At 70.4% G+C, this 22441-nt stretch carries 22 protein-coding genes; 8 read left to right on the forward strand and 14 right to left on the reverse strand.

From position 1 onward, the window contains the following. Positions 1–176 precede the first annotated feature (176 nt). Entirely contained in the window at positions 177–590 is a 414-nt protein-coding gene (locus tag ACZ499_RS17205) for a hypothetical protein (RefSeq protein ID WP_468675817.1), read from the forward strand. A gap of 447 nt (positions 591–1037) precedes the next feature. Here ACZ499_RS17205 and ACZ499_RS17210 read toward each other — a convergent pair whose 3' ends face one another. Beyond that, entirely contained in the window at positions 1038–1511 is a 474-nt protein-coding gene (locus ACZ499_RS17210) for an ATP-binding protein (RefSeq protein ID WP_468675819.1), read from the reverse strand. Between the two features lie 227 nt (positions 1512–1738). Here ACZ499_RS17210 and ACZ499_RS17215 point away from each other — a divergent pair, with 227 nt between their 5' ends. Both ACZ499_RS17215 and ACZ499_RS17220 read left to right on the forward strand, forming a co-directional pair. Continuing rightward, on the forward strand, positions 1739–2605 hold the full coding sequence (locus tag ACZ499_RS17215; protein WP_468675821.1) for a helix-turn-helix domain-containing protein: 867 nt from the start codon (positions 1739–1741) through the stop codon (positions 2603–2605). After that, complete coding sequence (locus ACZ499_RS17220; RefSeq protein WP_468675823.1) at positions 2598–2828, forward strand: DUF397 domain-containing protein; 231 nt, start codon at positions 2598–2600, stop codon at positions 2826–2828. The genes ACZ499_RS17215 and ACZ499_RS17220 overlap by 8 nt, the downstream gene beginning before the upstream one ends. Positions 2829–2907: 79 nt before the next feature. On the opposite strand, the gene ACZ499_RS17225 is transcribed toward ACZ499_RS17220, so the two are convergent. From ACZ499_RS17225 to pta, 4 genes are all read right to left on the reverse strand, one after another. Continuing rightward, complete coding sequence (locus tag ACZ499_RS17225) at positions 2908–4134, reverse strand: D-alanyl-D-alanine carboxypeptidase family protein (protein ID WP_468675824.1); 1227 nt, start codon at positions 4132–4134, stop codon at positions 2908–2910. A gap of 161 nt (positions 4135–4295) precedes the next feature. Then, on the reverse strand, positions 4296–5726 hold the full coding sequence (gene pyk, locus ACZ499_RS17230) for a pyruvate kinase (RefSeq protein WP_468675826.1): 1431 nt from the start codon (positions 5724–5726) through the stop codon (positions 4296–4298). Between the two features lie 101 nt (positions 5727–5827). After that, complete coding sequence (locus tag ACZ499_RS17235) at positions 5828–7072, reverse strand: acetate kinase (RefSeq protein WP_468675828.1); 1245 nt, start codon at positions 7070–7072, stop codon at positions 5828–5830. Continuing rightward, positions 7069–9162 (reverse strand): phosphate acetyltransferase, encoded by a 2094-nt coding sequence (gene pta / locus ACZ499_RS17240; RefSeq protein WP_468675830.1) that lies wholly within the window; start codon positions 9160–9162, stop codon positions 7069–7071. The genes ACZ499_RS17235 and pta overlap by 4 nt, the downstream gene beginning before the upstream one ends. Positions 9163–9490: 328 nt before the next feature. Between pta and ACZ499_RS17245 the strand changes: the two genes are divergently transcribed. Next, the gene (locus ACZ499_RS17245) at positions 9491–10516 is read left to right on the forward strand and encodes an ATP-dependent 6-phosphofructokinase (RefSeq protein ID WP_466972508.1); all 1026 of its coding nucleotides are present in this window, start codon (positions 9491–9493) and stop codon (positions 10514–10516) included. Positions 10517–10584: 68 nt separating this feature from the next. Here the strand turns inward: ACZ499_RS17245 and ACZ499_RS17250 are convergent, their stop codons facing one another. The 6 genes from ACZ499_RS17250 to ACZ499_RS17275 all read right to left on the reverse strand — a co-directional run bounded on the left by ACZ499_RS17250 (position 10585) and on the right by ACZ499_RS17275 (position 16905). Beyond that, a complete protein-coding gene (locus ACZ499_RS17250) occupies positions 10585–11235 on the reverse strand; it encodes a helix-turn-helix domain-containing protein (protein WP_468676120.1) in 651 nt (216 codons plus the stop codon). A gap of 170 nt (positions 11236–11405) precedes the next feature. Then, a complete protein-coding gene (locus ACZ499_RS17255) occupies positions 11406–12284 on the reverse strand; it encodes a carbohydrate ABC transporter permease (RefSeq protein WP_468676121.1) in 879 nt (292 codons plus the stop codon). Positions 12285–12286: 2 nt separating this feature from the next. Then, positions 12287–13144 carry a carbohydrate ABC transporter permease gene (locus tag ACZ499_RS17260; protein WP_468675832.1) on the reverse strand — a complete coding sequence of 286 codons (858 nt, stop codon included), beginning with the start codon at positions 13142–13144 and terminating at the stop codon, positions 12287–12289. Next, positions 13141–14496: an extracellular solute-binding protein gene (locus ACZ499_RS17265; protein ID WP_468675834.1), complete on the reverse strand. Its 1356-nt coding sequence runs from the start codon at positions 14494–14496 to the stop codon at positions 13141–13143. Before ACZ499_RS17265 ends, ACZ499_RS17260 begins: the two co-directional genes overlap by 4 nt. Before the next feature lie 115 nt (positions 14497–14611). Next, positions 14612–15316, reverse strand: a complete 705-nt coding sequence (locus ACZ499_RS17270) for a response regulator (RefSeq protein ID WP_468675836.1) — start codon at positions 15314–15316, stop codon at positions 14612–14614. Beyond that, the gene (locus ACZ499_RS17275) at positions 15313–16905 is read right to left on the reverse strand and encodes a sensor histidine kinase (protein ID WP_468675839.1); all 1593 of its coding nucleotides are present in this window, start codon (positions 16903–16905) and stop codon (positions 15313–15315) included. Before ACZ499_RS17275 ends, ACZ499_RS17270 begins: the two co-directional genes overlap by 4 nt. 170 nt (positions 16906–17075) lie before the next feature. On the opposite strand from ACZ499_RS17275, the gene ACZ499_RS17280 reads away from it, so the two are divergent. The 3 genes from ACZ499_RS17280 to ACZ499_RS17290 all read left to right on the forward strand — a co-directional run bounded on the left by ACZ499_RS17280 (position 17076) and on the right by ACZ499_RS17290 (position 19711). Then, on the forward strand, positions 17076–18515 hold the full coding sequence (locus tag ACZ499_RS17280) for a cation:dicarboxylate symporter family transporter (protein ID WP_468675842.1): 1440 nt from the start codon (positions 17076–17078) through the stop codon (positions 18513–18515). Positions 18516–18587: 72 nt separating this feature from the next. Then, on the forward strand, positions 18588–19361 hold the full coding sequence (locus ACZ499_RS17285; RefSeq protein ID WP_468675844.1) for a DUF2127 domain-containing protein: 774 nt from the start codon (positions 18588–18590) through the stop codon (positions 19359–19361). A gap of 14 nt (positions 19362–19375) precedes the next feature. Continuing rightward, the gene (locus ACZ499_RS17290; RefSeq protein ID WP_468675846.1) at positions 19376–19711 is read left to right on the forward strand and encodes a hypothetical protein; all 336 of its coding nucleotides are present in this window, start codon (positions 19376–19378) and stop codon (positions 19709–19711) included. Between the two features lie 12 nt (positions 19712–19723). Here ACZ499_RS17290 and ACZ499_RS17295 read toward each other — a convergent pair whose 3' ends face one another. Together ACZ499_RS17295 and ACZ499_RS17300 are read right to left on the reverse strand one after the other, a co-directional pair. Next, positions 19724–20599, reverse strand: coding sequence for an aldo/keto reductase (locus tag ACZ499_RS17295; protein WP_468675848.1), 876 nt, complete (start codon positions 20597–20599; stop codon positions 19724–19726). 1 nt (position 20600) lies between these two features. After that, positions 20601–21515, reverse strand: a complete 915-nt coding sequence (locus ACZ499_RS17300; protein WP_468675849.1) for an NAD-dependent epimerase/dehydratase family protein — start codon at positions 21513–21515, stop codon at positions 20601–20603. A gap of 44 nt (positions 21516–21559) precedes the next feature. Here ACZ499_RS17300 and ACZ499_RS17305 point away from each other — a divergent pair, with 44 nt between their 5' ends. Next, positions 21560–22075: an Lrp/AsnC family transcriptional regulator gene (locus ACZ499_RS17305; RefSeq protein WP_468675852.1), complete on the forward strand. Its 516-nt coding sequence runs from the start codon at positions 21560–21562 to the stop codon at positions 22073–22075. A gap of 20 nt (positions 22076–22095) precedes the next feature. On the opposite strand, the gene ACZ499_RS17310 is transcribed toward ACZ499_RS17305, so the two are convergent. Further along, positions 22096–22356, reverse strand: coding sequence for a hypothetical protein (locus ACZ499_RS17310; RefSeq protein ID WP_468675854.1), 261 nt, complete (start codon positions 22354–22356; stop codon positions 22096–22098). Between the last annotated feature and the right edge of the window lie 85 nt (positions 22357–22441).

Here is a 22441-nt window from a genome sequence, read left to right on the forward strand (position 1 = left end):
TCGATCGACGACGGGTAGGCAAGCACGCGAAGCTCCTGGCGGACATGGGTGATCTTGGTTGAGAACCCGTCTACCAGGAGCTTCGTCGTTGCGTACAGCCCTTGGCCCTCAACAGGCCGACACCGCAGTCAGATTGGAAAAGGCTCAGTGATACCGATCTCGAGGAGTGGTGATCGATGCCGGAGTTCATCCGTAGAGGAAGACTGTTCAGGGTTGTCAGCTTCAACCCTTCGCATCGTCAGCTGATGTTGTGGAGCGAAGCTACCGTGATCGACAAGACCACTACCCGAGTGGAGGTCTACATCGGTCACGTGGAGCTGATGTTCCTCAAGCCGTACTACGAGGAGGGCCTTCACATTCGCCGAGCCACCGAGGCTGAGTTCGCAGTGCTGCGTGAGCGGCACGGCATCGAAGCGGACAAGGCCCAGTGGACGTGGATGCTTGAGCCGGGCGACGGGGGTAGCTTCGTCGTAGGTGGTAAGCCGGGCTGGCGGGAGGCCGAGTTCGACCTTCTGGATCGTGAGTCGCTCTTCGACTTCTCCAAGACATGGCCGCCGGAGTATCCGGCCGAGTGGGGCACGGTGGACTGACCGGAGAGGGGACGGACGCAAGCGCGGGGCTGCACGCGGATAAGACAGACGTGCAGCCCCACCTTCTTGGGTCTCACCCCGACCTAACGGCCCCGTCGCCTTCTGCCATCACGATGGTCGGCCAAGCCGCTCAACTCGGTGGTACCTCTGGCAGACAATCCACTGGACAGTCCGGTACGGATCGCTTCCGCCATGGCTTCTGCCAGCGATGCGGGGATCATTCCGAGCTCCACCCACGGCGTCCCTCTGCCGCTGACGATGGGCCTGAGTCGTTCCCGGACTCCCTCTGCGGCTCCGAGATCGTCCAGCGCTTTCCTGAGCGCTTCCGTAGCGTCGGAGGCGCGGGCCCATCCGGCTCGCCATTGCTGCATTTCCCTCATCACGAGCACCCCCACTGGGGTGCTCCGGCACGGGCGGCGCGGATATGGTCGCTCATGTCGTCTGCTCCTACGAGTTTGGTCGACGTGTCCCGGTGACCGGTACCACGGTCGTCGGGGCGTTTTCGTTGGGTCCGGGCTGCGGTGGTCTGATCCGTAACTCGAACCAGACTTCCTTTCCGGTTGATGTCAGCGCCGCGCCCCACGCGTGGGCCGTGCGCTCGATCAGGAAGAGGCCCCGGCCGCTCTCGGCCAGGAAATCCGGTTCCCTCATGACCGGCAGAGCGTGTGCCGTGTCGCTCACTGTGGCGCGGACTCGGTCGCCGTGGTGGTGGACGGTGAGCTGGCACTCTGAGGAGTCGGTGTGTTTGCCGACGTTGGCCAGCAGTTCGGTCAGGCAGAGGTTTGCCGGGTCGGCCAGGTGGCCGAGTCCCCAGGAGTCGAGGTGCGCGCGAATGGCTTGGCGGACGGCCGCGAGGACTTCCGGTCGGGCGTGGAGGTGCTGCTCGTAACACTTTGGACTGTGGTCTGCCGTGGGGTGCATGGAGCCTCCAGGGCGGTGCAGTTGGCCAGGGAGCAGCACTCATCGAGTGCGCTCCATCGCAAGGCGTCGGTCAACTTACTCATCGTGCAAGGCTGTCGCTGTAGAAATGAAAATTTTCACTCTTCCGTGCCAGGGGTGTGTCGCAGTGCTCCTGCGCCGTTGGCATGGTGATCGCAGGACGGTGCAGACTTGCCGCATCGACACGGGGACGTGGAGGGAAGTTGTGGATGAGTGCACCTACGGTTCGGCGGCGCCGACTCGGCTCCAAACTGCGCGCGTTCCGTGACGAGGCTGGGCTCACGCTGGAGGAGGTCGCCGCCAAGGGCGCGAAGCAGAAGCTCAACACGCCCAAGATTTCGCGTATCGAGTCAGCCCGAACGGCGGCCAAGGCAGCGGATGTTGAGGCACTGCTCGACATTTACGGTGTCAGTGACTCCGACCTGCGGGCGGCCCTGCTCACCCTCACTCGTGAGGGCAGCAAGCGGGGGTGGTGGCACTCGTACAAGGGCGCTCTGTCGCCGCTCTACGAGGACTTGATCAGTCTGGAGGCGGAGGCGTCCCGGATCAGTACGTTTCAGTACGGGCTGATCCCGGGCCTGCTCCAGACCGCCGCGTACGCGAAGGAGGCGATCGGCAGCACCGCGATGACGGCCGCGATCGAGAACAGGGTGGACGCACTGGTTGAGGTGCGGCTGGCTCGGCAGGTGGTGCTGACGCGCGATGAACCGCTCGAACTGTGGGCCGTCATCCATGAGTCGGCACTCAATGCGACTTGCCTGAATCCTTCGACAATGCGTGACCAGTTGCAGCGGCTGATCGACCGCGCGTTGCTCCCGAACGTGAGCATCCAGGTGCTGCCGGACGGCACTGCTCTGCATCCCGGTGTGACGGGCCCCTTCACGATCCTCGGTTTCGCCGAGCACCGGGACCTCGACGTCGTGCACCTGGAGAGCTTGGCTGACGCCCTCTACGTGGAAGACCGGGAGCGTGTGCAAATCTATGGCCAGGGCTTCGAACGGATGCAAGCTGCGGCGCTCTCGTTCGAGGACTCCCTCGCCCTGATCGCCGAGCTGAAGGACGCGAACCATGAGTAAGGTCATCCCGAACGCTTCGACGCTGCACGTGACTTGGATGAAATCCAGCTACAGTGCGGCGCAGAGCGACTGCGTCGAGACGGCCGAGGTGGGCGCAGCCCATGTCGCCATACGTGACTCGAAACGTCCCGCTGGACCGGCTTTGGTGATCGGGCGGGCCGTGCTGCGGGACTTCGTCGACGGGCTCAGGGGTGGGGCGTACAGCCCCGCCGACCATTGGTGATCCAGCGCAGCCAAGCGCAGCCGGTGGGCGCGTCCCTCCTGGCCGAGCCCGGCCGGAACGGGGCTGCGCCGGTCACCCCCTACCCCCTCCGCCGCATCCGCACCGGCCGCCGCCTCAACACCACATAAGCCACCCCCGCCGCCACCGCGGCCCCCGCGCCCAAGCCCGTCCAGCCAAGGACGCCCATCCCGGACGAGTCCGTCTTCGCCGCCGCCGTGCCCGCCGGCTTGGGCGGGGCCGTCGGCTTCACCGCGTCCAGCGTCCCCACCGGCTTCGCCCTGCCCACCGCCGTGAAGCCCCAGTCCAGTAGCGCGCGCGTCTCCGTGTACACCTTGTCCCGCTTGTTCTCCTGGGGGTTCATCACCGTCACCAGGATCGTGTGGCCGTCGCGGGTGGCGGCCTCGGCCAGGGTGTTGCCGGCGTGGGTGGTGTAGCCGTTCTTGCCGCCGATCAGGCCCGGGTACTTGGCCACCCCGTCGATGCCCGACAGCATGCGGTTGGTGTTGGAGATGCCGAACGGCTTGCCCTTGGTGTTCGGGCCGCCCGGGAACTTCGCGTCCGCCGTCGCGCAGTACTCCTTGAAGTCCTTGTTCTTCAGGCCCGAGCGGAGGAACAAGGACAAGTCGTACGCGGACGACACCTGGCCCTCCGCGTCGTAGCCGTCGGGGCTGCGGACGTGGGTGTCCTTGGCGCCCAGCGCGTCCGCCCTCGCCTGCATGTCCGTCACGGTCTTCGGTACGCCGCCGTTCATCGACGCGAGGACGTGTACCGCGTCGTTGCCGGAGCGGAGGAACACACCACGCCACAGGTCCGCGCCCTGGTAGGTCTGGCCGGGGACGATGCCCACCGCGCTGCTGCCGTCGCCCATGCCTGTGATCTCCGTCGGCTCCACCTTGTGGCTCGTCGTGCCCGGCACCACGGGCAGCACCGTGTCCGCGAAGAGCATCTTCAGGGTGGAGGCGGGCGGCAGCGGCCAGTGGGCGTTGTTCGCGGCAAGCACCTGGCCCGTGTCCGCGTCCGAGACCATCCAGGAGAGCGCGGACAGGCCCGCGGGCAGCGCGGGGGCGCCCTCGCCGGCCTGCGGGCCCGGGCGGCCCAGCTGCTCGCCGCCCAGCGTGGACATGGACGCCGGGGGCTGCTTGGGGGCTCCGGCGCGCGGTACCCCGGGGCTCGGCTTCCCGGGCGACGGCGTGCCCGGCTTCCCTGGGTGGGCCGCCGCGGGGGCGACACCGGAGACCACCGCCGCCGCGGTGAGGGCCGCGATGGCCAGCGGGCGGCTGAACTGCACAGTTATCGGGGCGCGCATGAACGCGAACGTACCCCACGGAATGTGTAGATCCTGTTGCGGGCACTCCGCGAGTGGGCAACGGACTCCGGATGACGGTCCCCCGCCGCGTACGCGCGAGGGCGGCACCCCGGACAGTTCCGTGGCGCCGCCCCCGCCCCTCACGTACTGCTGAGGACGCGTCAGCCCTTCTGGCCGCCACCCAGATGGTGCACCCGCACCATGTTCGTGGTGCCGGGGACGCCGGGGGGCGAGCCCGCGGTGATGATCATCGTGTCGGTCTCGTTGTACCGCTTGAGCTTCAGCAGCTCCGCGTCCACGAGGTCGACCATCGCGTCCGTGTTGTCCACGTGCGGGACGACGAAGGACTCGACGCCCCAGCTCAGCGCCAGCTGGTTGCGGGTGCCGGCCTCCGTGGTGAAGGCCAGGATCGGCTGGGCCGCGCGGTAGCGCGAGAGGCGGCGGGCCGTGTCACCCGACTTGGTGAACGCGACCAGCGCCTTGCCGTCCAGGAAGTCCGCGATCTCGCAGGCCGCGCGGGCCACCGAACCGCCCTGCGTACGCGGCTTCTTGCCCGGGACGAGCGGCTGGAGGCCCTTGGAGAGGAGCTCCTCCTCGGCGGCCTCGACGATGCGGGACATCGTCTTGACCGTCTCGATCGGGTAGGCGCCGACCGAGGACTCGGCGGAGAGCATGACCGCGTCCGCGCCGTCCAGGATGGCGTTGGCCACGTCGGAGGCCTCGGCGCGGGTCGGGCGCGAGTTGGTGATCATCGACTCCATCATCTGGGTCGCCACGATCACCGGCTTGGCGTTGCGGCGGCACAGCTCGATGAGGCGCTTCTGCACCATCGGGACCCGCTCCAGCGGATACTCGACGGCGAGGTCGCCACGGGCCACCATCACACCGTCGAACGCCATGACGACGCCCTCCATGTGCTCGACGGCCTGCGGCTTCTCGACCTTGGCGATGACCGGCACGCGGCGGCCGACCTCGTCCATGACCTTGTGGACGTCCTTGACGTCGTCGGCGTCCCGGACGAAGGAGAGGGCGACCAGGTCGCAGCCCATCCTCAGGGCGAACCGCAGGTCCTCGATGTCCTTCTCGGACAGGGCCGGGACGTTCACCGCCGCGCCGGGCAGGTTGATGCCCTTGTGGTCGGAGATGACACCGCCCTCGATGACGATGGTCTTGACCTGGGGGCCCTCGACCGAGGTCACCTTGAGCTCGACGTTGCCGTCGTTGATCAGGATCGGGTCGCCCTTGGAGACGTCGCCCGGCAGCCCCTTGTAGGTGGTGCCGCAGATCGACTTGTCGCCCGGGACGTCCTCGGTGGTGATGACGAACTCGTCACCGCGCACCAGCTCGACGGGGCCCTCGGCGAAGGTCTCCAGGCGGATCTTGGGTCCCTGGAGGTCGGCGAGCACGCCCACCGCGCGGCCGGTGTCCGCGGCGGCCTTGCGGACACGGTCGTACCGTTCCTGGTGCTCTGCCTGGGATCCGTGGCTGAAGTTGAAGCGGGCCACGTTCATACCGGCCTCGATCAGAGCAGTCAGCTGCTCGTAGGAGTCGACGGCGGGGCCCAGGGTGCAGACGATTTTGGAACGGCGCATGAGGCGATCCTATCGGTTTGTTTCGCTCCGGAATATTCCGTCTGGTGGAATGTACAAATGGGCGGAGGGGCGCTCAGGCGTGGCCCGGGAACCGGTCCTTTTCAGGCGCCCGCACCGCTCGCGCCGTCACCGGACCGGACCAGCGCGTACGTCTGCGTCGCGATCTCCAGCTCCTCGTCCGTGGGTACCACCGCCACGGCCACCCGCGCGTATTCCGGCGAGATCAGCCGCGGCGCGTCGGACCGTACGGCGTTGAGCTCGCCGTCGACCGCGAGCCCCAGCTCCTCCAGACCCGTCACGGCGGCCTCGCGCACCGGCGCCGCGTTCTCGCCCACCCCGGCGGTGAAGGCGACCGCGTCCACCTTGCCCAGGACCGCGTAGTAGGCGCCGATGTACTTCTTCAGCCGGTGGATGTAGATGTCGAAGGCGAGCGCCGCGCGCTGGTCGCCCTCGTCGATCCGGCGGCGGATCTCGCGCATGTCGTTGTCGCCGCAGAGCCCGACCAGGCCGCTCTTCTTGTTGAGCAGGGTGTCGATCTCGTCCGTGGACATCCCGGCGACCCGCTCCAGGTGGAAGGTCACCGCCGGGTCGATGTCGCCCGAGCGGGTGCCCATCACCAGGCCCTCAAGCGGCGTGAGCCCCATCGAGGTGTCCACGCACACCCCGCCCCGGACCGCGGACGCCGAGGCGCCGTTGCCCAGGTGCAGCACGATGACGTTGACCTCGGAGGGGTCCTTGCCGAGCAGCTTCGCGGTCTCGCGCGAGACGTACGCGTGCGAGGTGCCGTGGAAGCCGTAGCGGCGGATGCGGTGCGCGTCGGCGGTCTCCACGTCGATCGCGTACCGGGCAGCGTGCTCCGGCATCGTGGTGTGGAAGGCGGTGTCGAAGACGGCCACCTGCGGCAGGTCCGGGCGCAGGGACTGCGCGGTGCGGATGCCCGTGATGTTCGCCGGGTTGTGCAGCGGGGCGACCGGGACGAGCCGCTCGATCTCCGCCATGACCTCCTCGGTGATGACGGTCGGCGCGCTGAACCTCAGCCCGCCGTGCACCACCCGGTGGCCGATCGCGGCGAGCTGCGGCGAGTCCAGGCCGAGCCCGTCCTTGGCGAGCTCCTCGGAGACCGCCTTCAGGGCCGCCCCGTGGTCCGCGATCGGGCCGGTCAGCTCGCGCTTGTCGCCACCGGTCAGCGGGGTGTGCACCAGGCGGGAGGTCTCCTCGCCGATCCGCTCGACCAGGCCCACCGCGAGACGCGCTGAGTCCGCCATGTCGAGCAGCTGGTACTTCACCGACGACGAGCCGGAGTTGAGCACGAGGACGCGCGACGGAGTCGGGTCGGTGCTGGTCATGCGGAGGTCTCCTGCCCCTTTGCCTGCGCCTGGGCCTGGATGGCCGTGATGGCGACGGTGTTGACGATGTCCTGGACGAGGGCGCCGCGCGAGAGGTCGTTGACCGGCTTGCGCAGACCCTGGAGCACCGGGCCCACGGCCACGGCGCCGGCCGAGCGCTGCACGGCCTTGTAGGTGTTGTTGCCGGTGTTGAGGTCCGGGAAGATCAGGACGGTGGCCTGCCCGGCCACCTCCGAGCCCGGCAGCTTGGTCGCGGCCACCGACGGCTCCACGGCCGCGTCGTACTGGATCGGGCCCTCGATCCGCAGGTCCTCGCGCGCCTCGCGGACCAGCTTGGTGGCCTCGCGGACCTTGTCGACGTCGGCGCCCGAGCCGGAGGTGCCGGTCGAGTACGAGAGCATCGCGATCCGGGGGTCCACGCCGAACTGGGCCGCGGTGGCGGCCGCCTGGACCGCGATGTCGGCCAGCTGCTCGGCGTTCGGGTCCGGGTTGACCGCGCAGTCGCCGTACACGAGCACCTTGTCGGCGAGGCACATGAAGAAGACGGACGACACGATCGAGGCGTCCGGCTTGGTCTTGATGATCTCGAAGGCGGGGCGGATGGTGGCGGCGGTGGAGTGCACCGAGCCGGAGACCATGCCGTCGGCCAGGCCCTCCTGGACCATCAGGGTGCCGAAGTAGTTGACGTCCGCGACCACGTCGTACGCGAGCTCCACCGTCACGCCCTTGTGCGCGCGCAACTCGGCGTACCGCTCGGCGAAGCGCTGGCGCAGCTCCGAGGTGTGCGGGTCGATGATCTCGCACTTGGTGACGTCGATGCCGAGGTCGGCGGCCTTCTTGCGGATGACCTCGACGTCGCCGAGCAGGGTGAGCTCGCAGACGTCGCGGCGCAGCAGGATGTCGGCGGCGCGCAGCACGCGCTCCTCGGAGCCCTCGGGGAGCACGACCCGGCGGCGGTTCGCCCGGGCCTGCTCGATGAGCTCGTGCTCGAACATCATCGGGGTGACGCGGCCGCTGCGGGCCACCGACATCCGGGCCAGCAGGTCGGCGGTGTCGGTGTGCCGCTCGAAGAGGCCGAGCGCGGTCTCCGCCTTGCGCGGGGTCGAGGCGTTCAGCTTGCCTTCGAGGGCGAAGAGTTCACCGGCCGTCGGGAAGGAGCCGCCGGTCACGGCGACCACCGGGGTGCCGGGCGCGAGCCGGTCGGCGAGCTTGAGGATGGCCTCGCCGGGCCGCTCGTCCAGGGTCAGCAGGATGCCCGCTATCGGGGGCGTCCCGGCGCTGTGCGCGGCCAGCGAGCCCACCACCAGGTCGGCGCGGTCGCCCGGGGTCACCACCAGGCAGCCCGGGGTCAGGGCGTTGAGGAAGTTCGGCAGCATCGCGCCGCCGAAGACGAAGTCGAGCGCGTCCCTGGCGAGCCCGGCGTCGTCGCCGAGCAGCACCGTTCCGCCGAGCGCCGAGGTGATCTGGGCGACGGTGGGCGCGGCGAGGGCGGGCTCGTCGGGCAGTACGTAGCAGGGCACCGGGAGCTGGGCCTTCAGCCGGTCCGCGATGGCCTCGCGGTCCTGCGGGTTCACCCGGTTGACCACCATCGCGAGCACGTCGCAGCCCAGTGCCTCGTAGGCGCGGTGGGCGTTGCGCGCCTCGGCCCGCACCGACTCGGCCGGCTGGCCCTTGCCGCCGACCACCGGGATCACGGACGCGCCGAACTCGTTGGCCAGGCGCGCGTTGAGCGACAGCTCGTCGGGGAGCTGGGTGTCGGCGAAGTCGGTGCCGAGGACCAGGACCACCTCGTAGTCGCGGGCGACCTTGTGGAAGCGCTCGACCATCTGCGAGACCAGCTCGTCGGTGCCGCGCTCGGCCTGGAGCGCGGAGGCCTCGTGGTAGTCCATGCCGTACACGGTCGCGGCGTCCTGGGACAGCCGGTAGCGGGCGCGGAGCAGGTCGAAGAGGCGGTCCGGCCCGTCGTGCACGAGGGGACGGAAGACGCCCACCCGGTCCACTTGGCGGGTCAGGAGCTCCATGACTCCCAGCTCGACGACCTGTCGGCCGTCTCCCCGGTCGATCCCGGTCACGTACACGCTGCGCGTCACGCGTGCTCTCCCCTGTCTGTGTCGTCTGTCTGTGGCGTCGTAGCTGGTGGGCGGCTCGGGCGGTGCTTGCGGCGGGCGGCTCCGGCGGACGAAAAAAATCGCGACGGGGCAGCCTCGCCCTCTTGACAATACCCCTGCGGGTGGTTAAAGCGCCCGCCGGGCGGAGGTGTGGACGAAGGTCCCGGACCCAAGGGACCAAAGGCCTCCGGCGGAGCAGCGCGGCGGCGCTGGGAGGGCGGGGGCCGTGAGGTGCGTGTGACAATCGGGGCGTCGGCCCGGTTCCTCGCGCCGGCGGGCACGGCACCACAGAGCAGGAGACTGAGTCACGATGCGCATCGGAGTCCTCACCGCGGGCGGCGACTGCCCCGGCCTGAACGCAGTGATCCGGTCGGTCGTGCACCGGGCCCTGACCGGCCACGGCGACGAGGTCATCGGCTTCGAGGACGGGTTCAAGGGCCTGCTCGACGGTCACTTCCGCCCGCTCGACCTGGACTCCGTCAGCGGCATCCTCGCGCGCGGCGGCACCATCCTCGGCTCGGCCCGCCTGGAGCGCGCCCGGCTGCGCGAGGCCGCCGAGAACTGCGCGGAGCTGGCCCGCCGTTACGGCATCGACGCGCTCATCCCGATCGGCGGCGAGGGCACGCTGACGGCGGCCCGGATGCTCTCCGACGCCGGGATGCCGGTGGTCGGCGTACCGAAGACCATCGACAACGACATCTCCGCGACCGACCGCACCTTCGGCTTCGACACGGCCGTCATGGTCGCCACCGAAGCCATCGACCGGCTGAAGACCACCGCCGAGTCGCACCAGCGCGTCATGGTCGTCGAGGTCATGGGGCGCCACGCGGGCTGGATCGCGCTGGAGTCCGGCATGGCCGGCGGCGCCCACGGCATCTGTCTGCCCGAGCGGCCCTTCGAGGTCGAAGACCTGGTCAAGATGGTCGAGGAGCGCTTCGCGCGCGGCAAGAAGTTCGCGGTGATCTGCGTCGCCGAGGGCGCGCACCCCGCCGAGGGCGCCATGCCGTACGAGAAGGGCGCGATCGACCAGTACGGTCACGAGCGGTTCGCCGGCATCGGCAACCGGCTGGCCATCGAGCTGGAGCGGCGCCTGGGCAAGGAGGCCCGCCCGGTCATCCTCGGCCACGTCCAGCGCGGCGGCGTGCCCACCGCGTACGACCGCGTCCTCGCCACCCGGTTCGGCTGGCACGCGGTGGAGGCGGTGCACCGGGGCGACTTCGGCAACATGACGGCGCTGCGCGGCACGGACGTGGTGATGGCGCCGCTGGCGTCGGCGGTCACCGAGCTGAAGACGGTCCCGGCGGAGCGGATGTTCGAGGCCGAGTCGGTCTTCTGAGCCGGTGCCGGGCGGGCCGGAAGGCCCGCCTCCGGCAGGTCGGACGAGCCGATCCGCCCCGGGACCGCTCAGGGCTGGGCCAGGGCCCAGAAGTGGTCGACTATCCGGTCCAGGAACTCGCGGCCCGCGTCGCCCGCCGTCGACTCGGCGGTGGAGCCGCTCGACCCCCAGCTCATCGTCGACACCATCCGGCCCTGGTAGTCGGTGTGCAGCTGCTCCAGGACGTCCTGGAGGTGGTGGCGCGGAAGCGGCAGGAGCTTGGACGCCGGGCGGACGTACGCCTGCCAGCGCGTGGTGACCGCGCTGCGCAGCAGCTCCGCCAGGTCCTCGTGCTGCCCGGTCGCCGTGACGTACTCGCGCAGCGACAGGCCGAGCGCCTCCGCCAGCGCCTCGGACTGGCGCTCGTTGCCGCGCCACCGGCCCGCCTCCTCCATCCGGAGGTACGCCCCAGCGTCGAGTCCCACGCGCCGGGCCAGGTCCTCCGGGCTGAGCCCGCGCGCCATCCGGTGCTCGCGCAGGGTGGCGGCCGCGGCCATCAGATCGCCGGGCGAGCACCACAGCACTCCCGCCAGCGCGGTCAGCTCACGGGCGTCGGGCGTTTCGAAGCCCCGTTCCCAGGAGGACACGGTCTCGGGGGAGACCCGCAGCCCGTACTGGGCGTACAGGCCGTAGGCGACATGGCCGGGCGCCATGCCCAGCGCCTCGCGCAGACGGCGCATGGCGGGGGCGTTGAACGGCGGGGTGGGGTGCACGCGCACACCGTAGGTGCACAGGGTGACGGCTGACCACGGTGTGTTCACCCAAATCTGTCAACTCGTAGGAATGTACGTCTCCGCTTATCGGTGACGGGTCGTCGGTGACGGCTTCTCGCGCGACGGATTCCGACGTCTCACCCCTTGACCGCCCCGCCCAGCGCGAAGCCGCCGCCGAGGCGGTGGGCGATGACCACGTAGAGCAGCAGCACCGGCGTCGAATAGAGGATGGAGAACGCCGCCAGCTCGCCGTAGGCCACCGAGCCGTAGTTGCCGAAGAAGGTGAAGATCGAGACCGAGGCGGGCAGCCGGTCCGGCGAGAGCAGCAGCATGAAGGGGACGAAGAAGTTCCCCCACAGCATGATGAAGGTGTAGATGGTCACCACCGTCACGCCCGGCCCCATCAGCGGCAGCACCACCCGCCACAGCGTCTGCGGCATCGACGCCCCGTCCGTCCACGCCGCCTCCTCCAGGACCCTGGGCACGCCGTCCATGAAGTTCTTCATCAGCCAGATGGCGAACGGGAGCTGCGCGGTGGCCAGGAACAGGGCCGTGCCGTACACCGTGTCGATCAGGTCGACCTGCACGAAGAGCCCGTACACCGGGACCATCACCGCCGTGATCGGCAGACACGTGGTGAACAGGACGGTCAGGAGGTACGGGCGGGTCAGCCGGGAGCGGTAGCGGGAGAGCGGATAGGCGGCGAGCACCGCGCACACCACCGTCAGGACGGTCGCGCCGCCGCACAGCACCAGGCTGTTCAGCATCGGCGTGAAGGTGATCTCGTCGGTCCACACGGCGGAGAAGTTGTCCAGGGTGGGGGAGCCCGGCACCCGGGCCCGCAGGTCCGCGTCCGTGTCGAGCGAGGAGAGCAGCAGCCACAGCAGCGGCAGCGCGAACGCGGCGGCGACCGCGAACAGCGCGGCGTCGGCGGCCAGCCGCTCCCGGGTCCGGCGGCGCGGCCCGCGTCGGGGCACGCGCCGGGGCACGCGTCCGGGCACCGTGCGTCGGGGCACCCTCACACCTCCACCTTCATCAGCCGCAGATAGACGACGGAGAACAGCGCCCCCACCAGGAGCAGCAGCAGCGCCACCGCAGTCCCGTACCCGATCAGGCTCTTCAGGAACGCCTGGTCGTACATGAACACCGGGAGCGTCTGGCTGCGCCGGCCCGGGCCGCCCCGGGTCATCGCCCAGATCAGCCCGAACACGGAGAGCGTCTGGAGGGTGTTGAGCATCAGGTTGGTGCCGATGGAGCGGCGGATCATCGGCAGCGTGATGTGCCACAGACGGCGAAGCCCGCTCGCGCCGTCCACCTCCGCCGCCTCGGTGATCTCCTGCGGGATCTCGGCGAGCGCGGCCGAGTAGATCAGCATGGAGAAGGCGGTGCCACGCCAGACGTTGGCGAAGGAGACCGCCAGGATGGGGAGGCTGAACAGCCAGTTCTGGGTGGGCAGATGGAGCCAGTGGAGGATGGCGTCGAGGGTGCCCTCGCGGCGGAAGAAGGCGTACAGCAGGAACGCCGCGACGATCTCCGGCAGCACCCAGGCCGCGATCACCAGCGTCCCGGTGAGCGTGCGCACCGGCCGTGAGGCGCGCCGCATCAGGGCGGCCAGGGCGAGGCCCAGGGTGTTCTGCCCCAGGATCGAGGAGACCACGGTGAACACCACCGTCAGCCACACCGCGTTGCGGAAGCCGGGGTCGGCGAACGCCCGCCGGAAGTTGTCGAACCCGACGAAGCTGGTGCCGGACGAGCCGGTCAGCTGCATGTCGGTGAAGGCGATGTAGACGCAGTAGCCGATGGGTCCGGCGAGGAAGATCAGCAGGAGGAGGGTGGCAGGGGCGAGCGGCAGCCAGCGGACCGGCCGGGCCCTCACCGGGTCACCGCCCCCTCGGCGATCGTCCGCAGCTGCCCGTCGTACGCCTTGGCCGCCTTCTCCGTCGACGAGTCGCCCGTGGTCACCGCCTCCATCGCCTCCCCGATCGCGGAGGAGACCTGCGGATAGACCGGCAGGGCCGGGCGGTAGTGGGTGTACTTCACCAGGCCGGTGAAGAAGTCGATGCCCGGCATGGACTTCAGATACGCGGGGTCCTTCGCCACGTCGTCGCGCACCGCGATCTGCGCGTCCGCCACATCCCACTTCACCGCGTTGGCCGGGGTCTGCATCTGCTTGAGGAACTCCCAGGCCAGCTCCGGGTGCCCGGCCTTCTGCGGGATCGCCCAGGTCCAGCCGCCGGAGAGGGAGACCCGGCCGGGCGCCTGCCCGTCCTTGGTCGGCATCGCGGCCTGGCCGAGCACGGCCGGCCAGTCGGGCCACTCCTTCGCGCCCTTGGCTCCCCAGAACTGGCCCAGCCACGAGCCGTCCAGCGCGATCGCGAGCTTGCCCTCGGGCAGCCACTCGGTGGCGACGCGGGTGTTCACATTGGGGTCGAGCGCGTCGGAGACGTCCGGGCCGAGCTTCTCCCCGTACACCGTCCGTACGAAGTCCAGCGCGTCCTCGAAGCCCTGCGAGCCGGTGACCCACTTCTTGGCGGCCGGGTCGTACAGCGGGTTCTCGCCGGTTCCGTACAGCAGCATCTCGAAGCCCTGCATCACCGCTGCCTCGCCGACCGCCTTGCCGGTCAGGACGTTGAGCGGGATGACGCCGGGGACCTTCTTCCTGACCGTGCGGGCGGCGTCGAGGATGTCCGCCCAGTTCCGGGGCTGCCAGTCGGCGGGCAGGCCCGCCTTGGCGAAGAGCTGCTTGTTGAACCACAGGCCCCGGGTGTCGGTGCCGTCCGGGACGCCGTACGTCCTGCCGTCCTCCGCCTTGGCGGCCGCCTTCGCCGTCGGGACGAAGCGGCTCCAGGCGTCCCACTGCGCCAACTGGTCGTCCAGCGGTCTCAGGTACCCGGCCTTGATGTCGGAGTTGATGCGGAAGGTGTCCTCGTAGACCAGGTCCGGCGCGGTCTTCGCCGAGCGCATCATCTGCTGGGCCTTGGTGGCGTAGTCGTTGTCCGGGGCCTGGATGGGGACGAGTTTGACCTTCTTGCCGGGGTGGTCCTTCTCGAACTGCTCCTTCACCGACTCCAGGAAGGCGTCCTTGAAGCGCACCTTGTTGTCGGTGGAGCGGTTGTAGGCGACCTTGACGGTGGCGGAGTCACCGCCGGAGCCGCCGCCGCAGGCGGCGAGCGAACCGGCGGCGAGCGCGGTGGCGAGGACCAGCGGGGCAACGGCGTTGGGGCGCACGGCACGACCTCCTCGGGCCACGAACGGCTGCCCGGTGAACGTAAAGCCGCCCCGGGGCAAGGTCAATGGGGCCCGTCGGCCGCCGTGATCGTCTGACGGATCGTCAAGTCACTTGTCAGCGGCGGGAGTCGACCCAGCGGTACTGGAGCTCCGGGCGGCCGATCTGCCCGTACTGCGGGGTCCGCTCGGCGCGGCCCGTGGTGACCAGATGCTCCAGATAGCGGCGTGCGGTGATGCGCGAGATGCCGACGGTCTCGGCGGCGGCCGACGCGGTGACGCCCGTCGGCGAGGACCGCAGGGTACGGGTCACCGCCTGGAGCGTGGGCGCGCTGAGCCCCTTCGGCAGGGCCGCGGGCTGCGGGGCGCGCAGGGTGGACAGCGCCCGGTCGACCTCCTCCTGACCACTGGCCTCCCCGGCGGTCGCGCGGAACTCGGCGTACCGCACCAGCCGGTCGCGCAGGGTGGCGAAGGTGAAGGGCTTCAGGACGTACTGGACGACGCCGAGCGACACGCCCTCGCGCACCATCGTCAGATCGCGGGCCGAGGTCACCGCGATGACGTCCGCGCCGTGCCCGGCGGCCCGCAGCGAGCGGACCAGCTGGAGGCCGTGCCCGTCCGGCAGATAGAGGTCGAGCAGGAGCAGGTCGACCTCGACGCGGTCGAGCACCCGCAGCGCCTCGGCCCGCGAGTGGGCGGCCCCGGCCACCGTGAAGCCGGGCACCCGGCCGACGTACAGCTGGTGCGCGTCGGCGGCGACCGGGTCGTCCTCGACGACCAGCACTCTGATGGGCCCGCCGGCGGACCCTCCGGCGGCCGTCATACCGCCACCGCCCCGCTGCGCAGCGGCAGCCGTACGGTGAACTCGGCTCCCCCGTAGGGCCCTTGCGTCAGCTCCACGCTTCCACCGTGCCGCGCGGCCGTCATACGCACGAGCGCCAGGCCGATGCCGCGCCCCGGGCTCTTGGTCGACCAGCCGCGCTCGAAGACGGCGTCCACGGCGGCCGGATCGACCCCTTGCCCGCTGTCCGCGACCCGCACCACCAGCTCCTGGTCCTCGGTGGTGAGGGTGACCGCGACCCGGGCGCCGGCGCTGCCCTGCGCCGCGTCCACCGCGTTGTCCACCAGGTTGCCCAGGACCGTGACCAGGTCGCGGGGTGGCAGGGTGGGCGGCAGCAGCCCGTCCTCGATGGCGCTGCCCTCGGTCAGCGTCAGCTCGACGCCGTGCTCGTTGGCCTGGGCGGCCTTGCCGAGCAGCAGCGCGGCGAGCACCGGCTCGCCGACCGCCGTGACGACCTGGTCGGTGAGGGCCTGGGCGAGCTCCAGCTCGGCGGTCGCGAACTCCACGGCCTCCCCGGTCCGGCCCAGCTCGATCAGCGAGACCACCGCGTGCAGCCGGTTGGCGGCCTCGTGCGCCTGCGCCCGCAGCGCCTGGGTGAACCCGCGCTCGGAGTCCAGCTCGCCCGCCAGCGACTGGAGTTCGGTGTGGTCGCGCAGGGTCACCACGGTGCCCCGGCGGCCGCCGCTGGAGACCGGGCGGGTGTTGACCACCACGATCCGGTCGGCCGTCATATGGACCTCGTCCGCCCTCGGCTCGCTCGCGAGCAGCGCCCCCGCGAGCGGCGCGGGCAGCCCGAGCCCGGCCACCGACCGGCCCACCGCGTCCTCGCCGAGCCCGAGCAGCTCCCGGCCGCCGTCGTTGATCAGCGCGATCCGGCGCTGCCCGTCCAGCATCAGCAGTCCCTCGCGCACCGCGTGCAGCGCGGCCTGGTGGTAGTCGTGCATCCGGCTCAGCTCGGCCGCGTTCATCCCGTGGGTGTGCCGCCGCAGCCGCGCGTTGATCACGTACGTGCCGAGCCCGCCGAACGCCAGCACCCCGGAGGCGACCGCGAGCAGCGCGGCCACCTGCTTGCGCACCTGCTCGCTGATCTTGTCGATGGTGATGCCCGCGCTGACCAGGGCGGTGATCCGGCCGTGGTCGCGCACCGGCGAGACGACCCGCACGGACGGCCCGAGCACGCCCATGTGCGTCTCGCTGAACGTCTCGCCGCGCAGCGCGGGCCGGATGTCGCCGAGGTACTTGCGGCCGATCTCGCCGGGCACCGGATGCGTCCAGCGGGTCCCGTCCGGCGCGAGGATCACCACGAAGTCGACGCCCGAGGTGTGCCGCAGGGTCTCCGCGTACGGCTGGAGGACCGCCGTCGGGTCCGGGGAGCGGACCGCCTCCACCACCGAGGGCGAGGTGGCGACGGCGGTCGCGATCGCGGTGGTCTGGCGCCGGGCGGTCTCCTCCGCCTGGGCCCGGTCCTGGACGTACGAGTAGAGCGCGCAGCCCGCCACGATCGCCGCGACCAGCACCACCTGCATGGCGAAGAGCTGGCCCGCGAGACTGCGGGGACGGGGTATGCGCATGCCGGACAGTGTGCACCCGCGCAGGTCACCGTTCGGACAAGCGGCGTGAACGAAATGCACGCAAGGGTGACCGGCGTCACAGCCTGATGGATAGTCGCGGGGATCCATCGAGCCATCGGGACACAGACGCACGTACGCGGGACGCGTACGGAATCAGCAGGAGGCACCCCGTGACCGCAGCAGCCGCCCGGCGGGACCGCTCCCAAGGCCTCAAGGGCCAGGGAGGTACCCCCACGCATTACCTGTATCTCGCCGTGATCGCCGCGGTGCTCATCGGCATCACCGTCGGCTTCGCCGCCCCCGGGGTGGCCGTCGAGCTGAAGCCCATCGGCACCGGCTTCGTGAACCTGATCAAGATGATGATCTCGCCGATCATCTTCTGCACGATCGTGCTCGGCGTCGGATCGGTCCGCAAGGCCGCCAAGGTCGGCGCGGTCGGCGGACTCGCGCTCGGCTACTTCATGGTGATGTCGACCGTGGCGCTCGCCATCGGCCTGGTCGTCGGCAACATCCTGGAGCCCGGCTCCGGCCTGCACCTCACCGAGGCGGCCCGGCACGCGGGCGCCAAGCAGGCGGCGGGGGCCAGCGAGTCCACCGCCGACTTCCTGCTCGGGATCATCCCCAAGACGATGGTCTCCGCCTTCACCGAGGGCCAGGTCCTGCAGACCCTGCTCATCGCCCTGCTCGTCGGCTTTGCGCTCCAGGCCATGGGCTCCGCCGGCGAGCCGGTGCTGCGCGGTATCGGCCACATCCAGAAGCTGGTCTTCCGGATCCTGTCGATGGTGATGTGGGCGGCGCCGGTGGGCGCGTTCGGCGCCATCGCGGCGGTGGTCGGCGAGACCGGCACGGACGCGCTGAAGTCACTGGCCGTCATCATGATCGGCTTCTACATCACCTGTGCGCTCTTCGTCTTCGTGGTCCTCGGTACGCTGCTGCGCCTGCTGACCGGGGTGAACATCTTCCGGCTGCTGAAGTACCTGGGCCGCGAGTTCCTGCTGATCCTCTCCACCTCGTCCTCCGAGACGGCGCTGCCGCGGCTGATCGCCAAGATGGAGCACCTGGGCGTGAGCCGGTCGGTGGCGGGCATCACCGTGCCCACGGGCTACTCGTTCAACCTGGACGGCACCGCGATCTACCTCACGATGTCCTCGCTCTTCATCGCCAACGCGATGGGCAGCCCGCTCGGCGCCGGCCAGCAGATCTCGCTGCTCCTGTTCATGATCGTCGCCTCCAAGGGTGCGGCCGGAGTGACCGGCGCGGGTCTGGCGACCCTGGCCGGCGGCCTCCAGTCGCACCGCCCCGAACTCGTCGACGGCGTCGGCCTGATCGTCGGCATCGACCGCTTCATGAGCGAGGCCCGGGCGCTGACCAACTTCGCGGGCAACGCCGTCGCCACGATCCTGGTGGGCACCTGGACCAAGGAGATCGACATGGCGCGGGTCGAGGAGGTCCTGGCGGGGCGGGTCCCGTTCGACGAGGTGACGTTCGCGACGAGCGACGCGCACGGACCGGCCGAACCGGCGCCCGCGCCGCAGAAGCAGGAGGTCGCGCCGGCCAAGGGCGCCCCCGCCCCGGAGGTTCCCGAGGCGCGGGAACCCGCCACCCCCTGAACGCGTCCGGACAGGTGTCCACTACCGTGCGGGGCGTCCGTCCGGAAGCGGGTGGCGGGGAAAGCGAGCGGAATGAAGATCGACTGGGACCGGCGCACCTGTGCGCGCCGGGGGCATGTGACGTACGAGCCGAGCGAGGCGGAGCTGCGCCAGCGGCTGCGCGCCCACACCGGGCTCGGCGAGGCCTGGCGCTGTCTGCGCTGCGGCGACTTCGCCCTCGGCGCCCCGCACGGCTCGGGGCCCGCCGAGGACGCGCCGCTGGTGCCGCGCGGCAAGGTACTGCGGGATCTGTTCATCCTGCGGTTCCTGGCCGTGGAGCGGCTGGTGCGCGGGGTGTTCATCGTCCTGGTGGCGGCCGCGGTGTGGAAGTTCAGCAACAGCCAGGACGCGGTGCGCCGGCTCTTCGACGAGAACCTGGACCTCCTGCGCCCGGTGTTCCGGCACTTCCACTACGACCTCGACCACTCGCCCGTCGTGGGCACCATCCAGAAGTCCTTCGGCTACAAGCACTCCACGCTGGTGGCGGTGGCGGCGGCACTGCTCGTGTACGCGCTGATCGAGATCGTCGAGGCCGTCGGGCTGTGGCGGGCCGAGCGCTGGGCGGAGTACCTGACCGTGGTCGCCACGGCGGCGTTCCTGCCGCTGGAGATCTACGAGCTCACCGAGAAGATCAGCTATCTCAAGATCGTCACGCTCGGGCTCAATGTCCTCGCCGTGCTCTACATCCTGCTCTCCAAGCGCCTGTTCGGCCTGCGCGGAGGGCGGGCAGCCTTTGAGGCGGAGAGGCACAGCGCGTCGCTGATGGAAGTCGAGGCGACGGCAGGTCTCGTGGTGGGGACGAAGTGAAGGGAACCGGAACGATGAGCAAGAAGTTCGCAGTGGTACTCGCCCTGATCCTGGGCACGGCCCTGGTCGCCCCGGCGGCGGCCGAGGCGGCGCCGAGCGCGGTGGTGCGGACGGTGTCGGCGCAGCCGGCGTCCGACGCGCTCGCGCCCGCCGCCGCACCGGCGGCGCACCAGACGGCCGGCCACGCTTCCCATGTGACGCTCGCCAAGCCGAAGAAGAAGAAAAAGAAGAAGAGCTTCCTCAAGAAGCTGGGCATCTTCCTCCTGGTGATCTTCCTGCTCTTCGTGGCGCTGGTCGTCCTGGTGATCTGGCTGATCGTCCGCAAGATCCGCAGGCGGCGCACGGCCTGACGCACGCGCCCCTCACGGCAGCAGCGCCAGCTCCTGCCCGGTGAGGACCAGATCGGCGGCCGCCGCCGAGTCCCGTACGGACTCGGGGCGGCTGCCGCCCGGAATGGGGATCACGTTCGGTGCGCGGTCGAGCAGCCAGGCCAGGGCGATCTGCTGCGGGCTGACGCCACGGGCGTCGGCGACCGCGTGGAACCCGGCGTACGAGGAGTCGGCGGCCATGCCCGAAGCCCCGTCGAGCGAACTGCGGGAGATGCCGCCGAGCGGACTCCACGGCAGGAACGCGATCCCCAGCTCGGCAGTGAGCCGCAGCTCGGGCTCGGCGTCGCGGACGGCCGGGGAGTAGCGGTTCTGCACCGCCACCAGCCGGTCCCCGAGGATCTCCTCGGCCTGCCGGATCTGGTGCGCGTCGGCGTTGGAGATCCCGGCGAGCCGGACCGTACCGTCGTCGAGGAGCTCGCGCAGGGCGCCGAGCGAGTCCGCGTACGGGATCGCCGGGTCCGGCTTGTGCAGCTGGTAGAGGCCGATCGCCTCGGTGCCGAGCCGCCGCAGCGACTCCTTCGCGGCCCGCTTCAGCTGCTCCGGCCGCCCGTCGACGCTCCAGTCCCCGTCGCCGGTGCGCCCGCGCCCGCCCTTGGTGGCGACGAGGACGCCGTCCGTGTCGCCGCCGTACGAGGCGAGGGCGCGGGCGAGGAGCAGCTCGTTGTGACCTGGCTCGCCGCCGGGGGCGTAGTACGAGTCGGCGGTGTCGAGCAGGGTCATCCCCGCGTCGAGCGCCGCGTGGACGGTGGCGAGGGCGCGCGCCTCGTCGGGCCGACCTTCGATGGACAGGGGCATGGCGCCGTACCCGATGGCGCCGACCTTCACGTCCCCAAGTGCGCGGTACCGCATGTCAGTTGCTCCCCTTGAGCGTCTCGGCCACGGAGGCCGTGAGCCAGTCCTTGGTGTGCGAGAAGGTGAACCCGAGCTGTTCGGCGCGGCTGTTGTCCATGCCGTACGAGCGCCGGAAGGAGAACGGCGAGACCTCCCCGACCTCCACCGCCCGGTACCGTGCGGGCCCGCCGCCGATCGCGGCCACGATGTCCTCGGTGGTGAGCGGACCGTGCGAGGCGGCGTTCACGGGCCCGGTGAAGTCCTGCCCCGCCGTCCAGAAGAGGAAGTCGGCGATCTCGTCGACGTTGATGTACGTGGCGGGGTGGTTGGGGGTTGGTACGGCGAGGGGTTCGCTGTCGCGGAGACGGTCCGCGTAGTGGCTGACGCGCCCGGTGAAGTCGTCGGCGCCGCCGAGGACGTGGGCGACGCGGACGGAGACGTACGGGAAGCCGGGCGCGGCGGCGAACACGGCTTCGGCCTGCCGCTTGCCTTCCCCGTAATGGGATGCGAGGAAGTCGCCCTCCTCCCAGGGGAGTTCAAGGTCGACGGTGATGCCGAGGGGGTCGACGGCGACTTCCCGCACCGGCTGGGCCGAGTCCTCGTACTCGTACACCTCCACCGTCGACGTCATCACGTACCGGCGGGTGCGGTGGGCGAAGACGCGGCGGGCGGCGGCGGCCTGGCGCGGGGTGTAGCAGACCTGGTCGAAGACCACGTCGAACGTCCGGTCGCCGAGGGCGGCTTCGAGGGCGGCCTCGTCGTCGCGGTCGGCGACGAGGTGGACGGTGCCGGGCGCGGGTGGTGAGGATCCCCGGTTCAGTACGGTGACGTGGTCACCGGCGGTGACGAGCCGGGCGATGAGCCGCTTGCCGAAGTAACGGTTGCCGCCGATGACCAGCACGTTTCGGGTGTTCTGCGTCATGTCGTTTGCCATGTACACAGTGTTACGTGGACGGGCGGCGTCCTGAAGGGGGAAACATGGGAGAACTGTCCGCTGTACCGAAGGAACCACGGAGTTCAAGGGCGTTGACCCACGATTCCTCACCGGCCTTCGATCAGGTGGACCGGCAGCTCCTCGAACTGGTCCAGTCGGAGGGCCGGATCAAGCTGAGCGAGCTGGGCCGGAGGGTGCGGCTGAGCCCCGCCGCCGTCACGGAACGGCTGCGGCGGCTGGAGGCGAGCGGGGCGATCACGGGGTACGGGGCGCGGGTCGACCCGGCGCGGCTCGGCTACGGCATCCAGGCGTTCATCCGGGTCAACCCGCACGGTGGCTACACCCTGAAGCACCCCAGGACGCTGGAGCTGATGGAGCGCGAGGAGATCCGGGAGGTCCACCACGTGGTGGGCGAGGACTGCTGGATCATCAAGGTCGCGGTCGCGGACACGGTCCACCTGGAGGAGGTGCTGGGGGAGGTGTCGGCGCTGGGGCGGACCACGACGTCGATCGTGCTGTCGTCCCCGGTGAGCGGGAAACCGCTGCTGCCGCCGGAGTGACGGGGTGGGCGCTGTGTCGGTCACGACGTCACCCGTCGGCCTGCCGGTGACGCGGCGTGACCGGCCCCGGCTCGCAGGACTTCGGCGACCTTCTCGGCCAGGCCGGCGGGGATCATGCCGACCTCGACCCACGGCGTTCCTCGGCCGCTCACGACGGGCCGTAGCCGCTCCCGGGAGCGTTCCGATGCCCCGACGGCCCCGAGCGCGCCCCTGAGCGCGTCGGCGGCCTCCGCAGCTCGGTCCCAGCCACCCCTCCACTGCGGCATCTCCATGTCGGACACCTACTCGCCGTCCCTTCGTACGCTTCGGTCCGGCGAGCCTCTCGCCGGTCACGACGAGTGGGAGCTTCTCGGCTGACGCCATCGC

This window comes from Streptomyces sp. NPDC031265 (assembly GCF_055570295.1).

What these genes read in the sequence shown, in the direction of transcription:
- ACZ499_RS17205 (WP_468675817.1), top strand. Translation starts at nt 177, where the DNA reads ATGCCGGAGTTCATCCGTAGAGGAAGACTGTTCAGGGTTGTCAGCTTC.
- ACZ499_RS17210 (WP_468675819.1), bottom strand. Translation starts at nt 1,511, where the DNA reads ATGCACCCCACGGCAGACCACAGTCCAAAGTGTTACGAGCAGCACCTC.
- ACZ499_RS17215 (WP_468675821.1), top strand. Translation starts at nt 1,739, where the DNA reads ATGAGTGCACCTACGGTTCGGCGGCGCCGACTCGGCTCCAAACTGCGC.
- ACZ499_RS17220 (WP_468675823.1), top strand. Translation starts at nt 2,598, where the DNA reads ATGAGTAAGGTCATCCCGAACGCTTCGACGCTGCACGTGACTTGGATG.
- ACZ499_RS17225 (WP_468675824.1), bottom strand. Translation starts at nt 4,134, where the DNA reads ATGCGCGCCCCGATAACTGTGCAGTTCAGCCGCCCGCTGGCCATCGCG.
- pyk (WP_468675826.1), bottom strand. Translation starts at nt 5,726, where the DNA reads ATGCGCCGTTCCAAAATCGTCTGCACCCTGGGCCCCGCCGTCGACTCC.
- ACZ499_RS17235 (WP_468675828.1), bottom strand. Translation starts at nt 7,072, where the DNA reads ATGACCAGCACCGACCCGACTCCGTCGCGCGTCCTCGTGCTCAACTCC.
- ACZ499_RS17245 (WP_466972508.1), top strand. Translation starts at nt 9,491, where the DNA reads ATGCGCATCGGAGTCCTCACCGCGGGCGGCGACTGCCCCGGCCTGAAC.
- ACZ499_RS17250 (WP_468676120.1), bottom strand. Translation starts at nt 11,235, where the DNA reads ATGCGCCGTCTGCGCGAGGCGCTGGGCATGGCGCCCGGCCATGTCGCC.
- ACZ499_RS17270 (WP_468675836.1), bottom strand. Translation starts at nt 15,316, where the DNA reads ATGACGGCCGCCGGAGGGTCCGCCGGCGGGCCCATCAGAGTGCTGGTC.
- ACZ499_RS17275 (WP_468675839.1), bottom strand. Translation starts at nt 16,905, where the DNA reads ATGCGCATACCCCGTCCCCGCAGTCTCGCGGGCCAGCTCTTCGCCATG.
- ACZ499_RS17285 (WP_468675844.1), top strand. Translation starts at nt 18,588, where the DNA reads ATGAAGATCGACTGGGACCGGCGCACCTGTGCGCGCCGGGGGCATGTG.
- ACZ499_RS17290 (WP_468675846.1), top strand. Translation starts at nt 19,376, where the DNA reads ATGAGCAAGAAGTTCGCAGTGGTACTCGCCCTGATCCTGGGCACGGCC.
- ACZ499_RS17295 (WP_468675848.1), bottom strand. Translation starts at nt 20,599, where the DNA reads ATGCGGTACCGCGCACTTGGGGACGTGAAGGTCGGCGCCATCGGGTAC.
- ACZ499_RS17300 (WP_468675849.1), bottom strand. Translation starts at nt 21,515, where the DNA reads ATGGCAAACGACATGACGCAGAACACCCGAAACGTGCTGGTCATCGGC.
- ACZ499_RS17305 (WP_468675852.1), top strand. Translation starts at nt 21,560, where the DNA reads ATGGGAGAACTGTCCGCTGTACCGAAGGAACCACGGAGTTCAAGGGCG.